Source organism: Citrobacter sp. MGH 55 (assembly GCF_016906145.1).
Lineage (GTDB): Bacteria > Pseudomonadota > Gammaproteobacteria > Enterobacterales > Enterobacteriaceae > Citrobacter_A > Citrobacter_A amalonaticus.
In genome coordinates, this window is the sequence record NZ_CP070239.1 from 2,196,823 (window position 1) to 2,212,683 (window position 15,861).

14 protein-coding genes and 1 pseudogene are annotated in these 15,861 nt (G+C 51.6%); 5 read left to right on the forward strand and 10 right to left on the reverse strand.

Annotated features, from left to right (window positions below):
- Positions 1 to 290: 290 nt before the first annotated feature.
- Positions 291 to 926 (forward strand): acyl-homoserine-lactone synthase, encoded by a 636-nt coding sequence (locus JTI98_RS08825; RefSeq protein WP_058587078.1) that lies wholly within the window; start codon positions 291 to 293, stop codon positions 924 to 926.
- Between the two features lie 13 nt (positions 927 to 939).
- On the opposite strand, the gene JTI98_RS08830 is transcribed toward JTI98_RS08825, so the two are convergent.
- Positions 940 to 1,623, reverse strand: coding sequence for a LuxR family transcriptional regulator (locus tag JTI98_RS08830; RefSeq protein ID WP_192926969.1), 684 nt, complete (start codon positions 1,621 to 1,623; stop codon positions 940 to 942).
- A 517-nt stretch (positions 1,624 to 2,140) separates the two neighbouring features.
- Between JTI98_RS08830 and JTI98_RS08835 the strand changes: the two genes are divergently transcribed.
- From JTI98_RS08835 to JTI98_RS08850, 4 genes are all read left to right on the forward strand, one after another.
- Complete coding sequence (locus tag JTI98_RS08835) at positions 2,141 to 3,163, forward strand: MFS transporter (RefSeq protein WP_216082141.1); 1,023 nt, start codon at positions 2,141 to 2,143, stop codon at positions 3,161 to 3,163.
- A complete protein-coding gene (locus JTI98_RS08840; protein WP_216082142.1) occupies positions 3,123 to 3,557 on the forward strand; it encodes an MFS transporter in 435 nt (144 codons plus the stop codon). The genes JTI98_RS08835 and JTI98_RS08840 overlap by 41 nt, the downstream gene beginning before the upstream one ends.
- A 1-nt stretch (position 3,558) precedes the next feature.
- The gene (locus tag JTI98_RS08845) at positions 3,559 to 5,322 is read left to right on the forward strand and encodes a sulfatase (protein ID WP_216082143.1); all 1,764 of its coding nucleotides are present in this window, start codon (positions 3,559 to 3,561) and stop codon (positions 5,320 to 5,322) included.
- Positions 5,323 to 5,431: 109 nt separating this feature from the next.
- Positions 5,432 to 6,343, forward strand: a complete 912-nt coding sequence (locus JTI98_RS08850; protein WP_042999425.1) for a LysR family transcriptional regulator — start codon at positions 5,432 to 5,434, stop codon at positions 6,341 to 6,343.
- On the opposite strand, the gene JTI98_RS08855 is transcribed toward JTI98_RS08850, so the two are convergent.
- The 9 genes and pseudogenes from JTI98_RS08855 to JTI98_RS08895 all read right to left on the reverse strand — a co-directional run bounded on the left by JTI98_RS08855 (position 6,328) and on the right by JTI98_RS08895 (position 15,440).
- Entirely contained in the window at positions 6,328 to 7,749 is a 1,422-nt protein-coding gene (locus JTI98_RS08855) for an EAL domain-containing protein (RefSeq protein WP_044254113.1), read from the reverse strand. The two genes, JTI98_RS08850 and JTI98_RS08855, sit on opposite strands and share 16 nt — an antisense overlap.
- A gap of 16 nt (positions 7,750 to 7,765) precedes the next feature.
- The gene (locus JTI98_RS08860; protein ID WP_042999427.1) at positions 7,766 to 8,671 is read right to left on the reverse strand and encodes a fimbrial protein; all 906 of its coding nucleotides are present in this window, start codon (positions 8,669 to 8,671) and stop codon (positions 7,766 to 7,768) included.
- A 16-nt stretch (positions 8,672 to 8,687) separates the two neighbouring features.
- The gene (locus JTI98_RS08865) at positions 8,688 to 9,188 is read right to left on the reverse strand and encodes a fimbrial protein (protein ID WP_216082144.1); all 501 of its coding nucleotides are present in this window, start codon (positions 9,186 to 9,188) and stop codon (positions 8,688 to 8,690) included.
- Positions 9,189 to 9,200: 12 nt separating this feature from the next.
- Entirely contained in the window at positions 9,201 to 9,728 is a 528-nt protein-coding gene (locus JTI98_RS08870) for a fimbrial protein (protein ID WP_058587072.1), read from the reverse strand.
- Positions 9,729 to 9,738: 10 nt separating this feature from the next.
- Positions 9,739 to 12,360, reverse strand: a complete 2,622-nt coding sequence (locus JTI98_RS08875; protein ID WP_216082145.1) for a fimbrial biogenesis usher protein — start codon at positions 12,358 to 12,360, stop codon at positions 9,739 to 9,741.
- A gap of 72 nt (positions 12,361 to 12,432) precedes the next feature.
- A complete protein-coding gene (locus tag JTI98_RS08880) occupies positions 12,433 to 13,137 on the reverse strand; it encodes a fimbria/pilus periplasmic chaperone (protein WP_370684866.1) in 705 nt (234 codons plus the stop codon).
- A gap of 56 nt (positions 13,138 to 13,193) precedes the next feature.
- The gene (locus JTI98_RS08885; RefSeq protein WP_216082146.1) at positions 13,194 to 13,733 is read right to left on the reverse strand and encodes a fimbrial protein; all 540 of its coding nucleotides are present in this window, start codon (positions 13,731 to 13,733) and stop codon (positions 13,194 to 13,196) included.
- Between the two features lie 68 nt (positions 13,734 to 13,801).
- Positions 13,802 to 14,350 carry a type 1 fimbrial major subunit FimA gene (fimA, locus tag JTI98_RS08890; RefSeq protein ID WP_216082147.1) on the reverse strand — a complete coding sequence of 183 codons (549 nt, stop codon included), beginning with the start codon at positions 14,348 to 14,350 and terminating at the stop codon, positions 13,802 to 13,804.
- A gap of 480 nt (positions 14,351 to 14,830) precedes the next feature.
- Positions 14,831 to 15,440 (reverse strand): annotated as a pseudogene (locus tag JTI98_RS08895) (tyrosine-type DNA invertase).
- Between the last annotated feature and the right edge of the window lie 421 nt (positions 15,441 to 15,861).

Here is a 15,861-nt window from a genome sequence, read left to right on the forward strand (position 1 = left end):
AAAATACAAGGGGCAATATAATAAGGTAAAATATTTGATATTTGTCGTGTTTTAATAGTTTTTTATTGATTAAGTGCTTATTGCATTCTGTACCCGGGAGTCTAAATGTTAGATAATCTCGGGTGGATTTATCCCTGGTGTTACGTTGGTCTTTGACCGCCTGACTAGTATGTGCCGCGAGCGCTATTAGTCAGGTATTTTTTAAGTATAAGGAAGACCCGACCTGAAAAAAAGCTGTCCTAAAAGACAGGGGATAATAATTTCGGAATGTTATTATCAGGAATGAATAAATGAACTCTTTTGTTGAGTTTTTTTTGCTTGATCGCGATGAGTTGCCGTCAGGTTTTGCCACTGAACTCTACCGCCTGAGAAACCGAACATTTCGTGAGCGGCTCAACTGGAAAGTAGAATGTACTGATGGCCTGGAAAAGGATCAATTTGATAACGAAAACACGACTTACCTGTTAGGGATGCATGAGGGAGAAATCCTGTGCGGCGCCCGATTTATCGATGCCACGCAACCGACGATGATCAGCGAAATATTCCATGAGTACTTCGATAATATTACGCTCCCTACGGATATTCCCTGCTGTGAAGTGAGCCGCCTGTTTTTAGATAAAGAGAGACGTGATTCCGGAAACCTTCGCGGGATGCCCGCCAGTAAGGCACTGTTTCTGGCAATGATCGTCTATTGCATGAAGAAACAGTATCGGGGCATGTTCGCCGTTGCCAGTCGCGGTATGTATGCCATTTTCCGGCATGCGAACTGGAAAATTGACGTGATTCAGAAAGGACTTTCTGAGAAAGGTGAAACTATCTACTATATTTTTATGCCGGCAAGTGAAAGCGCAATTGAGAGCATCATCAGCAAAGATAAGGCCAGCCACTGGCTCCGCGAGATACTTCAACAACTTCGGCGTCTGTAATCCCGCACGGAGTTCAGTTATCCAGTAATCTGAGCTCCATTCCAAGTTTTACCGCATGCCTGGCGTTGTTTACGCCCAGCTTTTTCATTGCATTGCTCATATGAAATTTCACGGTTCGCTCTGCAATTGACAATATAACCGAGACTTCGGCATAGGTTTTACCCGCACTGACCCACTTCAAAATTTGTCGTTCGCGCGGTGACAAAAAAACGTTCTTTTTCTGATGCACTTTACTGTAGAGATTAAGGGTCTTTTGATGTAACTGAATGAGAAAATGCATGAAATGCGCGCGGCAGGCTTCCATCTCAATCCCCGAATCCTTCTGGCTGATGATGGACAATACGACAAGATTATTCAGATAGTCATGCAGGGGAAACGTCTGACCCTGATAAATATTGTGTTCAGAACTTTCACTGAAAATGCGCGTCAGGTTATAACCGTTCGCCAGCAGCACCTTGTTCTCCCAGAAAAAATCTTCAACACTGCTTAAAGCCCTAATAATAACAGGGTCAATAAACTGGTATTTTCTTTCAAGATAGATGTTAAACCACTCAGGATTATTATTGATAATCTGCATTTGCGAGGGATCTTTCTTGTTCATAATCGCATATGCGTAGATCGTATTTTTGTAGTCCTTAATGAACGCATTCAGTTCATTCTGGATTAACGCATTGATCCCTTCATCGTTGTAATACATATCCTTCACGCCAGTTGCTGCCTCTGAGATGAGTGTTTGAAAGAGTATAGCCTGCCTCGTTACCTGACAAAATGGACTTAACCCACAACAGTCGATATTTCCTGCCCTTATGTCAAATTGTGTATAAAAACGCCAGGACTGAGGTTCACGGCATGACCGTCAAGTTGGCCCCGAAGGTTCGTTGAGCCGGGCGGCACAATCGGATGCCAGACATCACGAACAGAGGAGCGTAAAGATAGAGTGTGGGCCAATGTCAGGCCATTGCGCCACCCGTACTGTCGGTGGCGGAAATTGAACCAGGGTCACAAATATGAATATTGTCCAGCGGCGTGTTTAATCAATGCCGGTTACGGCTGCGGAATAAAAACTGAATAATTACAGAGTATTATTTACCCACGCGATGCGCAGGCGCGGGGGATTATAGGTTTTTACTATAGGTTCAGGATGCAAACAATTGTCGTCCCGAGTCTCTCTTTTTTAACAATAAGGAGGCCATACAAAATACAAGGACAATAAAATGGAACGTCTGACGGTCTCTGACAAACTCTGCTACGCGATGGGGGGAGGATTTGCCTCCAACCTCAGTTTTTACGCGATGCTGGTTTTCTTTATTACCTATGCTTCTGATGTCTATGGTGTGAATCCGGCCACGGTGGGCGCCATCACGCTTGCCGCACGGGGGATTGATGCGTTTATCGATCCGGTGATGGGCGCGATGGGTGACAGAACCCGGACGCGACTAGGTAAATACCGCTTCTGGATAATCACATCGGCGCCGGTACTGGGTTTTACAACCTGGATGGTTTTCGCCTCCCCGGATTTCTCCACGACGGGCAGAATAGTTTATATCGCCTGCGTTTATATGCTCTACTCCCTTGTCTCTACCGTGTCGAATATCCCGTACCACTCATTAACGGCCTACATTACAGACAAGGTCAATGAACGCAGTAATATTGTGTTATTCAAGCAATTTACCGGGATTATCGCCCAGTTTATCGTCAGCGCGGGCGGCATTTATATTTTATCTGCATTCAGCCAGACCCGGGATGCGACGGGCAATGTGGTGGTTGATTTTCATAGCTATCACTACCTCGGCATTTTATTTGGGGTCGTGACCACGCTGGGATTCTGGATTTGCGCTTACGGCGCCCGCAGACAGGATAACTGGCAACGTATTGTGCACGATGAAAAGGGATTACAGACCGACCCGTCGGGCGAACAGCAGAATATTGTGGTGGCCGTTTTCAAACAGCTGTCGCTGGCTTTTCGTAGTCGTTCACTGGGATGCCTGGCGTTGGCCTCTTCGGCGAACACGCTGTCCTTAGCGATTACCGCCGGGGTGACCGTTCAGTTTTATACGTGGGTTTTACACAATACAAAGCTGGTTGCGACGGGAGCATTACTGAATATGCTGTTTGGCGCATCAATATATCTGCTGGTTAAGTGGTTAGTGTCTCGCTATGGAAATAAAACGGCATTTGTGATCATCTTTTATTGCCATGGTTCCCTCGCTGATACTCTGGCTCACCTTCTCGCCTGAAAATGTCACCTGTACTTTGATATTACTCGCCTGCGTGATGGCGTTTTGTCAGGGCGGGTCGCTGATTACCTGGATGATGGTCACTGATTGCGCGGATGAATTACGCTGGAAAACGAAAAAGAATGCCGCCGGAATTGCCTCCTCCACATTAACGTTCTCCAACAAATTTGGTTCTGCGCTGGGTGCCTTTGTGCTGGGCGGCGTCCTTGATCTTATTGGTTATCTACCCGGCGCGCAGGCGCAAACGGCGGGAACATTACATGGATTGCTTATTTTGATGGTCCTGACGCCGGTTTGCGGGCAACTCCTGTCACTGTTTTCGATGATTTTTTATACCCTGAACAAAAAAAATCATCAGGCGATCTGCATGAAACTGCTCGGGGATGGAGAGTAATATGAAAGTTGTTATGCTGATGTTTGATACCCTGCGTCGTAATAAGCTCCCGGCTTATCAGGCCGACGCATTTCCTCTGCCTAATTTTAAACGACTGGAGGGGAAAACCGTTCGTTTTGATAATTTCTATGTTGGCTCAATGCCCTGCATGCCAGCCCGACGCGATTTGCATACCGGACGGTTGAATTTCCTGCATCGCAGTTGGGGGCCGCTGGAACCCTTTGATGACTCTATTTTTGAAATCATTAAAAAGCACGGCGTCTATTGCCATTTAATTACCGACCATCAGCACTACTGGGAAGATGGCGGGGCGACCTACCATAATCGCTACAGCAGTTATGAGTTTATGCGCGGACAGGAGGGGGATCTCTGGAAAGCGAAGATTGGCTTCGATGGCGCCCGTGAACTGGATTCATGGAAAAACGCCGAACCGCTGCGCCGTAATATGATCGAGCACGATCAGATTAACCGCAGTTATATGCGTGAAGAGAAAGATTTCCCGCAGGCGCGCTGTTATCAGGCCGGGCTGGCTTTCCTGGCGGAAAACTATCAGCAGGATAACTGGTTATTGCAAATAGAGAGTTTTGATCCACATGAGCCCTTTTATGTGCCGGATCGTTTCAAGCGCATGGTCGATCCTGAACTGGTCAATAACCCTGACGACTGGCCGGAATACAGTTCGACAGAGAGGATCAATAATCCGCAGAAAGTGGTGAACGGTGAAAAGCATTATCAGGCGCTGATGTTGATGTGCGATGAATATCTTGGCCAGGTGCTGGACTTTTTCGACGCACATCATCTGTGGCAGGACACAATGCTTATTGTGAATACCGACCACGGCTTTATGTTTGGTGAAAAAAAGTGGTCGGGGAAAAGTGTTATGCCGGTGTATAACGAGATTGCGCATGTCCCCTTCTTTATTTGGGATCCCAGAAGTCGACGAGCTGGCGAGTCGCGAACCCAACTGGCGCAGATGCACGATCTGGCGGTGACGTTGCTGGAGGCGTTTGGCATTGAGAAAACGCACAACATGACAGGCAAGGCATTGTCTCCGGTCATAGCGCGACAAATGCCGATTAAATCAGAGGCTATTTTTGGCTATTTCGGCGCGCATGTGTCGATCACCGATGGTCGCTATGTCTATATGAGAGGGAGCCAGTCGCCGGAAAATACCCCGCTATACGAGTACACGCTGATGCCGATGCGCATGCGCAGGATGTTTAATCTCGCTGAATTGCAGGAAGCCACTCTGCATCCTGGTTTTGTCTTCACCCACCAGACGCCGGTGCTGAAAATCCCGGGTTCCGCCGGTTTTTACAGTTCTTATGCGCACGGCAATTTGCTGTTCGATTTAGCTCACGATGCGAAGCAGGAGCATCCGCTCTGCGATCCTGAATGTGAAGCGCTGTTTATCCGCAAACTGTCGCAGGCAATGCGTGAGGCGCAGGCTCCGGAAGATGAATGGCGGCGTCTGGGGATCCCCGTCGACGACGCGCGTATTGACGCGGAGTTCGTGCGACAGGAACATGAAATGCGCAAACGGGTGATGCAGCAGTATTTAGGCTCTCTTGCCTGCCTTGATATGCATCCGGATACCCGGGCATTGCTCCTTGAGATAGCGGCCTGCCCCGGAGGGGATAAATTCCTTCAGGATCTGGCAACGATCTCCGGACAGCGCAGCATCACAAAGCAGGCGGTGAAAGCGCTGTATGACAGCGGTGATTATGAGTCGGCACTATACGGACTGTTCAATAAACCATACTGAGTCTGCATGCCTCACTCATCCGGGAGCCCGATTTTGCCGGGGCTCCCGTCTATTTTCATCGCTACGCATCAGGCAGGCATTATCAATCCCGGAAACCGTGGTGAGGCGAATGTATTTACACAAATTAATTTTTCAGTTCAAAGTGCTGGTGGATAAAAAGACCTTTACCTCGGCGGCGGAAAGTCTGTTTATCTCTCAACCGACCCTAACCCAAAATATGCAACGACTCGAGTCGGAGTTGGGGATCCCTTTGTTGTTCCGTGAGGGGAAAAAGATTTCCTTAACGGTTTATGGCGAAAGCCTGTATCAGCATGCCTGCCTGCTGGATCGCAATTACCAGCAGGCTTTACTCAGTATTGATGCGATAAAGCATAGCCACAGACAGCAACTGGTGATCGAGTGCGGGCACGCGTGGAGTCATGGCGTCTTATTTCATCTGATGAAGGACTATGTGAGGCTGTATCCGCAAATCCGGATGGTGATCAAAAACAGTAATACAGCACTGGGGCAACAGCATTTACTGAAAGGCGAATGCGATCTTGCGTTAGGGGCGATACCCGCTGCGGAAAACAGAATTGCGGCAATAAATTACCTTCCCATCTTCACGACCCGGTTTGTCCTGTATTGCGCGAGCGATCATCCGCTTGCGTATGTGCCGCAGATTAGCGAAGCGCAGCTTAATCACTGTGAGTGGGTCATTCTTAAGCATGAATCGGAAAACGAAGAGTTTAACGATCCTTTGCTTTGTCCTATTTCGCCAGAAAAGGTCAGATTTGAAGTCTGTTCGGTATCGAATGCTATTGCGCTGGCGAAACAGACGCAATGCATTCTGGCGCTTTCCATACATCTGGAAGCCGAAGCGCGTCACCGTGGTCTGCGTCGCCTCAATCTGGCGAAGAACATTCCCTCTTTTGATACCGGCATCATGTACATAGACGATGTGCTGAAGTATGACCATAAGAAAAAATTTATTGAGACCATCATTTCGTCAAAAAGCATGTTTGATCAGAATGATATGTAGCGGTCCACAAACCGTTCAAGCATATTCCCGCCTACCGGCGGGGAGATGAGATATCCCTGAAAGCGATCGATACCTAATGCTTTCAATATTGTAAATTTCTCTTCACTGTCGACCCCTTCGGCAACGCAGCGACTACCGGTCAGCATACAGTAATAGTTCAGGCTTTTTATCAGCGCCAGCGCGTGTGGATCGCGTTGCATCTCATTGATAATACACATATCCAGCTTATATTCGTTAAACTGGATCTGCCTGACCGGAAACATCACGCTACCTTGTGAGAAACAGTCATCGAGCATAATCCGAAAGCCGAGCCGTTTTAATTTGTCGATGTTCGCGGCGGTTTTTCCCCTTTGACTGAACTCGATGGTCTCAGCAAATTCCAGCACCAGTCTGTCCGTTTGCTGTGGCGACACCAGTTGCTGTTTCGCCGCTTCCAGCATTCGTGGAAGGCATTCATGGCTGGCGAGGGCGGCAGGGATATTAAGTGAGAAATAAAACTCCCCGGGATGCTGGTTGATTTTCTGTATCGCTTCCTGCAAAACAAATGCGGTCAGCACCTGCCAGGCGTATTCAGCACGTATTTGTGGCAAAAATGCGCCGGGTTGCAGGACCGTACCCTCGCGCCGCCAGCGTGAGAGTATTTCCATCCCTTGTAAACGGTGGTGGCTATCCACAATCGGTTGAAACACCGGAAAGAGTTGCCGGCAACGGATGGCATGGACGAATTCACGTTCGAAGGCGGATAACGCATCGCTACCGCTTCTGTTCAGCCGCGTTTCTGGGTTGCCGGGAAAGTGTGTCGCCAGTTGCGGGAAATGTTCCGCCATCTTTTTAAGTCCTGAAGTTCTCTGATTATAAAGGGTTTTTTGGCTTATGCCTCGCTGTTGCGCCCGTTCAGGGATGTTGTATCCGTGCAGCAAATCCACAATGGCGTTGAGCTCTGGTTTGCTGAGGCCGATTGTCGGCTTGCCATAAATCAACGTCTGGTTATCTGCGCATTGGCCCAAAGGAGGGACATCCTGCAACCCGTGCCCGCGCAATAGCGCGGCAATGCAGCGTGTCGGTAAATCCGAGGCGACGGCCCGGATTTCTGTCAGCAGACGGCGACGCGTCACAAGATGCTCCAGCGTGTGCCACAACCAACGGTCAGGACAGCGGCTGAGGATAAGCATCGGTAGGGGGACGGCGGCCTGTTCCAGCAGAAGCGCCGCCTGCTGCAACGTGGTGAGCAGCCAAAGGGGATCGTCAGGAAGAAACACCACGATCCGGCGTGCTGACGCCAGTGCAGGAAGCGTTGAGATATCCAGCGACGGCGAGTTAAACAGCACCAGACGCTGGCGGTCTGGCGTCATCATCCTCGCGAGACCTTCGGCGGCACAGGGACAGGGGGACAAAATGTAGTCCATCCCCGGCTTTCCCACATCACTGATAAACAAACGTCACCCCAATGATTGACTGAACATTGCCTGCCGTCACTTGTCCGCTGGTTCGCGCGTAGTTAGCCGTTAAGCCGAGGCTCACGGCAGAGGTGCCGACCGTGCCTAATGACACGGTGCTGTTGGCGGGGACGATGGTACCGTTGCGCGTGAGCTGAACACCGATGCCCTTCGCGGGCGAAGACGACGCGGTATTGGTAAAGATCGAATTGGCGGAATCTGCGGTGGTGCCGGAGAGGTAATACGTCAGATTTTGGCTCTGCGCGCAGTAGACCGTCAGCGGAACGGGGGCGGAGCCCGGATAGTCCGGCAGCGTAACCGTGACGTTGCGGGAGGAGACATCGCAGCCGCCAGTCGGAATGACCACACTATTGTTCGCATAAATGCTCCAGACGAACTGAAAGTCATCGCTGTTTTTGTTGTTGGTCTGGCGGAGAATGAGTTTAGCAATAAGCGTTCCTGCACTGATTGCGACGCCGCCCGCAGAGCTGATTGGCGTCAGATACAGGACGGTCGGCCACGGCTTATCGACTCTCGAGTCATAGATCATCCGTGCGGTTTCGCTGGTGGTCGGAAACGGGTAGCTGGAGCCGTTGTATCTTACGGAGCCGGAAAAACTCGATAACACGCCGCCGTAAGCGGACCCCTGCTGAAGGGTGACATAGTCGGTAATGGTTTCGGGATAATCGTTATGACAAAAAATCTGCGTTGAGAGGTCGACCACCAGGTTTTGCCCGACGTTAACCGCAGGCGAGAGATCAACGTAGACGTTCGCGCTACCGCCACCAATGGGAATGGTCGCGCCGCTGGCGGTTTTGCACGCAAAGGACCAGGCATTGATTGACCAGCCCATCAGCAACAGTGTCGTCAACAGGGTTACGACTCTTTTCATCAACATACTCTCCTGGTCATGCATAGGTATAGGTCACGTTAATCACCGCCTGGATCGTTCCCTGGGTTGCGCCGCCGTTGACCGACAACGCCCTGACCTGCAAAGGAAAACGGGCGGATTGCGAGGTGTCATCCACCACCACTGATTTTGTCGCGCCGGTGTTCAGTCTGTTACCGCTGTCATCCTGGAGTTCAAGCTGGATATTTCCGGCAGTCCCCTGGTTTTTGTAGTAGCCCGTGCTGTCGGCGGTACCGCTGAAGCTGGCGGTGACGCGCGAGGTGCCCACCGGACAATTGCTTAGCTCAAGCGCCACGCTGTGCCACGCGGAGGAGGAACCGGCATTGACCAGACTGAAGGTGTAGAGATCGCCCAGTTCGACGGTGGCAGTGGTGGTCGACACTGTGCACGGCTTGGCGACCACTTTCCCGTTCACGGTAATGGTCACGTCAGCCGCCTGCACAACAGCAGAAGCGGCAAGGATGACTGTCAGTAGCCACCGGGGTTGAAACCATTTCATCAAAGCCTCCGCTTACTGAAATTCAAGAGTGAATGTCGCTGTTGCATTGACGTGTCCCGGCGTGACGGGGAGCTGCGTTGCCATCAGGCGGGCATAAAAGTTAAGCGTATTGGTCTGACCGGGCGTCAGGGTCGTCCACGGAAGGGTGGCGGACCCGGCATTCAGCGGCAGTGTCGTTTGCTGGCCGTTGAGGATCTCGATTCCCATTCCTGCCGCCGCCGATGTTCCGCTGTCGAGTTTCAATAAGCGGGTGTTATCGTTGTCGGCAATACCGATAAAACCGACTTTTACCGCCGTGACCGACGTGCCGCAGGGAGAAAGCACAATACGAAACGGGACGACAGGCGTGGTGGCGCCGATATGGCTGAACTGTTTAGCGGCGTTATCCAGCAAATCGACGGTAAAATCTTTCGATTCGCCCGCTACGGCGCAGGCGTTATCCCTGACGTATCCGCTGATCGTGATTGTGCTGTCGGCGGCGAACGCACTGGCGCTGACCAGCGAGAAGACGGCACCCAGCAGATAAAGACGTTTGTTCATCATCTTGTCCTTAGCGGCATTGCGCCGTGAGCTGGCTGAGCAACTGTTGTTGGTTTTCTGCGGATAAGCGGTAATCCGCCACACAGCTGGTGTTTGCGCCGTCACCCCATTTCACCCGAACCTTGCCTGCCAGCGGCATACCGCTCAGATAGACCTGACCGTTATCGGCGACGATGCTGCTGCTTTGGCTGCTGTCGGCGGTTACCATTGCGCCGAACGGCACCGGCTTGCCGTTATGGATGAGCGTCATCAGCAGTTTCATCCCGACGTGGGCGTTAAATTCCGCCCGGACGATCGCGCCGTGCGTGGGGACGACGTTGACCACTGCCTCATCCAGATCAACGTTATCGGCGAGCGTATTGGTATCCAGCGCCACCCGGTTTTCCCGGTACTCGGTGGCGTAAGGCAGCACCGCATAGCCACGCCAGTCAGTGCGTACTCCGGTCTGGTTTTCCACTTTCGTGCCCTCAGCGCCGGGAGCCTTAATCAGCACAACTGTGTCATTGAGTGGTTGACTCAGCGTGACGCCATTAGCATGTGCCAGCACGCCGCCGCTCATCCCGTAATAGAACTGTTTGAGTCCGTCGCTACGGCTGTAACCGACGTTGGCATTGCCAGAACCGCCGCGATAGTTCAGCGTGGCATAGCCAGTGCTGCTGCTGTTACCTTCACCACCGCCCGCATAGCCGGTTTGCACGCTGTAGCTGAGGTTATTGTCTTCCAGCACGGTGCCATACAGCCCCGCCAGGTTGGTCATTCGACCGTTGAGGTCATTCGACATGCTGTAGCTGGCGCTGGCGTGTCGCCAGACGGACTGACTGTCCGAGCGCAGCCAGTGGCTGAAAGGAATATTGACGTTAATAGCCAGCATCTGGTCGCGACCATCCTGCCAGGCGTTTTTGGTCAGGCTGTAGCTCAGCGTCCAGTTGATATCGCCGATGGCGGTATTCAGACCGGCCTGCAATTGTTCATCAGCGCTGTCGGTGCCCCAGTAAGTCTGGTGACTTCCGCTCAGATAGAGCGTGGCGGTGCGGCCTAACTGCTGGGTCAGGCTCACCTGCACTTTGCCGCGCTTGTTATAGGCGAGGTTGTAGTAGTCCGTGAATTTCGGCTGAACCTGAATCACGCCATCCTGAGTTTCGACGTCATGGCCGCTCATCCGACGGTAAGTGGTATCGGCAAAGCTAAAATATCCGCGTGTGGAGTAGCGATAGCCCACCAGTTGGATATTCGTGCCAACGTCGCTGAGTGATTTGTTATAGAGGAAACGTACCGACTGTCCCTGATGTTTGCTGTCATCGGGCAGAGTGGCATTGGCCTGAGTGATGTCCACCGACAGCGCCCCCAGCACCCCCATGTTTTTCCCCACCCCCAGATTGAAGGCGCGGTAGCGGTCTGCCAGTTGTGTACCGCCGTACAAGGTCCAGCCAGCCGGGAGGCCGTGGAGTAAAGTGCTCTGAAAAAAGGTCGGTTCTTCCTGCTGATCGTTACCGCTACGGTACTCTCCGGCGGTGACGGCATAGCGGGTATGGCCCTCACGTTGCAACACCGGGACCGAGGAGTAGGGAACGGTGAAGTTCTGGCTGCTCCCGTCGGCTTCCTTGATGGTAACCTGCAGATCGCCGCCGTTACCCGCGGCATACAGGTCGCTAATGCTGAAGGGGCCAGGCGGTACCGTGCTGTGATAGATCTCATAGCCATTCTGTTTGATGGAGACCTGTGCCGTCCCGCGCGCAATCCCATGGATCACCGGGGCAAAGCCTTTCTGGCTGTCCGGCAGCATATTGTCATCAGATGCGAGCTGCGCGCCGCGGAAGTTAATACCGTCAAAGACATCGCCGTTGGTATAGCTGTCGCCGAGTGTCAGGCGTGAGCGCAACGGCGTGATGTCTCTTTCCAGCCAGGTATTAACGTGCTGCCATTTGTTTTCAGTGCTCGAGGCACTCCCGCCGCTGCTGTAGCTCCAGGTGGTATTGTCGCGCAGACGCCACGCGCCCAGATTAAGGCCACTTTGCAGGTTTAAGTAGGCGTAGTTGCTGCTGCCGCCGACGTCGTTCTGGACATTGTTGCCGGTGAAGTTGTAATTCAGTAGTCCGGCGGTAATCCCATGATCCCAGCGTTCCGGCGGGATATAACCGCGAGCCTGATTTCCCATAAAGGCCTGAGGAATCGTCAAATGCAACCGCTGCTGACCCACATCTAAACGGGTGGTGGCGTCAGGGATCATTTCCGTTAACGGGACACAGGCATCCGCTGCCAACACGTTCATTCCACTGACGGCAGCGGTGTTCAGCCCCATTGCGGCGAGCTGTTCACGCGTCAGGCACGGGGTCAGTTCGCGGTGGTTGTCGCTGGCATGAAAAGTGACGTCGCGGGTGGTCATAAACCCCTCGTTCAGATAAATATCGACGCGATACGTGCCGGGGGGGAGCTCATGTCCCTTTTCAAAACCGGAAAGATCCGCGACGGCAGCCGGATCGTCCGCCAGAAAGCGCGGGTTAAAATAGAGTTCTGCCTGCACGGAAAATGTGTGTGAGGCAAGCAAAAAGGCAAAGGGGATCTGCGCCATTGCGCCTGACAAAAGTGGTGCATAACGCCGCCTGTGGACGAGTCCAGGTTTCAGATATGACATAGTCCCTCCGGTTCAAAATCGCCCGGCTGTCAGTTCTTTTTTTATTCAGGGATCACGCGGATTCCCTGTTCGTTATCGCAGTGCGCCTTTCATGCGCGGCGTGAGTGCGCCATAGTCATTAATGGTTTTATAAGTAATCTCGCTGCCCGCATCGGCTGGCAACTTCACGCGGGCCTCGCCCAGGGGAGGCACGAGGGCATTTTCCAGTACCCGGGTGCCGGCATTGAGTTCGGTCACCGTCAGGTAGTACGGCGTTGGGTTGATCAATGTGAGCGAGCCTGCGCTGCGGCGGAAAGTGAGTTTTTCTGCGGCCTGATCTGGCGGCAGCGCGAGACCGGCTGGACGGTAATACAGCTTGATACGGCTGATAATGGCCAGTTGCAGGGTGTTATCGCTGAGCCTGGATTTGTCCATCGACGGAATGGCTTTGACATTCATCCAGAACAGACTCTCGCGGTCCTGTGGTAACTGATTGTTGGTTGCATCAAGGATGCGTAAGGTGTTCTCCTTTTTTCCCTGCATGGCAAACAGCGGTGGTGTGACCACAAAACGTCCGTCTTTGACGCCCTCGGCATTTTCTACCCAGGACTGGATCAGATACGTGCTGCTGTCATCATTATTGGTGACCGCCAGTTGCACCTGTTTTTGACCCGCCGGATAAATCACCCGTGTTGCCCCCAGCGCAACGCCAGCTTCAGCCGGTGTGAATAATCCCATGACGGCTATCATCAGCATCCCGCCCAGCAGGTTGCGCATCATGGTGCGTGTTTTTTTCATGTTTATCCTTGCTGTATTCACCGTCGTTTCCTGTATTTGCTATCTCTGCGGGGTTGTTACTGGTAGGTCAAAGAGAACCAGGCTTGTGCATTCGCGACCCCACCGGTGACCTGACGTCCGGTAGAACGGTATTTCGCAACGAAATGCAGTGTGGTTGGCCCGGAGTAAAGCCGTGTCCAGCTCGTCGGTGGGCCGTTAAGTGGGAGTTGGCTACCCTCTTTATCAAATAACGCTATCCCGATACCGCTGGCGATCCCCGGACCTTCTCCTACGGAGAGAACGTCAGGGTTTTTACCATCCGCGACGCCATGAAATGCCACGCCGACGCGTTGACTTACGGCGGTACTGCACTCCTGAAGGTGAATATCGAAAGAAACCGGATTGATATCCTCCCCTGGCGCATGAAATCGATTGCTGCTGATCTGCCCCATTTGCACGGTCATCTGGCGATCGCCAGCTTCAACGCGGCAAGATTCGGCAATAATGACTCCCTGGAAACGCATGTTTCCGCCAGGTAACGTCACGTTCCACTTGTTGCCGGCCAGCGCGCAGGCGGGAAGTAAAAGCATCAGCAGACCTGATTTCATCCTTTGCATCGTTATCACCTCAGTCCCATTGCGGATAACAGGCCTTCCTGGCCCCAGGCGCATCCTTGCGTGATGAATTACTCGTATTGAACTTTGAAGGTGGCGTCTGCGTTAGCGGTACCGGCAGTTGCGGCGCCCGTGGCGTAGTAACGTGCCTGGAACGGGATGATATTCGTGCCATCGTTCAGGGTTGTTGCTGCGCTAAAGGTTGCGCCGTCCAGCGCCAGTGGGGTGCCTTTGTTGTCGAGGATCTGGACGCCAACGTTAGTGGCGCTACCGGCAGCAGAGCCCTGCAGTGCCAGTACGGTGTTGTTGGTGGTATCAACGGCCGTGCCAGAAAACGCGACAGAGGCTTTGGTTGACACGCTGGTATCACAATCATCAAGCTGAATGTTGAAACCGACCGCAGAACTGGTGCTGCCCGCAGTAGCCAGTTTTGCCGAACGAACCTGACCAAGCTGAACGGTTTGTTCGACTGAACCGGCGTCGACGGCGCAGGCTGCGTTAACGACTTCTCCTTTAAAATGCACTGTACCGCCGTTTACCGTGGTGGTATCGGCCAGAGCCGCCGCGGAGGTCAGGGACAGGGCTGACATAGCAGCGATAGCCAGTGTTTTAATTTTCATGCTGTTTTCCTTTAAACAATGTCGATATCACGAACCGAAATGGCCAGTCGTTGTGCCTTCCAGGCATTCCATATTTCAGCCGAATGGGGCGACTGCCGGTTCTGCACAGTTTTTACCCAATGAATGAGTCAATTGGGGCCATTTTGACTCGTTGGTATAAACGGCTTTAAATGGCATATTATTTCTTTCTTATTGGTTTTTTGTTTCTTATGGTTGCAATTTTTTGATATAAAAAACTGAAAATAGTTTTATGTAGATGACTGATATGGTGCAGGAGTCAGGTGGAGAAATGTTGAAAGCGCGTAAACGGCGGTGGTAAATGTGAAAAAATGTTGGAGGTAATACTATTCTAATCAATGAGATAAAGAGTGTTTATCGATAATTCCTAACTTGTTAGTTGCAAAGCTTTACTAATTCTTTTTATGATATAAACAGTTTGGCCCCAATTGACCTGTTCAGGTAAAGCCTTTCCTTTTTATATCAATCCGTTAGCTTATTTCTTTTTCTCCTGCGAAATGACCTCTAACAGGCTGCTTCTCTCCCATAATCCGGCGAAACGTGCGGCGTTGCTGGCGGTATAACGGACGGTATGGCGAATATTTCGATGGCCAAGATAATCCTGAATCAGTCGCGTATCGGCCCCCCGTTCGGCAAGTTCATAACCGCAGGCGTGACGGAGCATATGGGGGTGAGTATGGGTAACGGTTCCAGCATCAACCCCCGCAGCCCGAATAATGCGATATGCCTGCTGGCGAGAAAGCGGTGTCCCCCGGCGGGAGATAAACACGGCGTCAGTGCGGCCTGCGCCTCTCCAGCCTGCGCGTTCCTGACTCCAGCGTTCAACGGCCTCACGCTCATCAAAACGCAGTGGATGAATGGTGGAAAACCCGTTTTTCAGTCGACGGACATTGATTCGTCCCTCGTTGAGATCGAGGTCGCGATAATGCAAATCGAGGAGTTCACTGATGCGCATGCCGTGACGGAACGCCAGCAAAATAAGACAATAATCTCGCTCTCCGGTTGCGCCATGTCGGGCAGCCTGCATCATGGCTTGTACTTCTTTGCCAGTAAGATAACGACGTCGATTCACAATGCATTACTCCTGAAATATGTTTTTGTTAATGAACACCTGTAGAAAACATCATGCGATTAAAAAATAATCCACGATGTTAAAGGCATATTATATTTGAGGGATTAATCACCGTTGGTGATTACATCACTTTTACATACGTAGCTATTATTACCACGTGATAAGTCTTATTTTTATTGATTTTATCAGGTGCGACAATAGCGGCTGTTGTAGACAAAGTCAGGTGTATAAATTTAAACGAAAAATAGTTACAGAGGTGAGAAGGTGGCGAAGGTTTGTTTGACGAAAAGGTCATGTTGAAAAAAAAGTATCCTGATTCATTACATGGATATAATAAAACTGTTTAATTCTGCTGCAAATAAGGATGGAAGTGAACAATAAGCATAATAAATATATGGTTAAATATTATTAATGCTTTGTT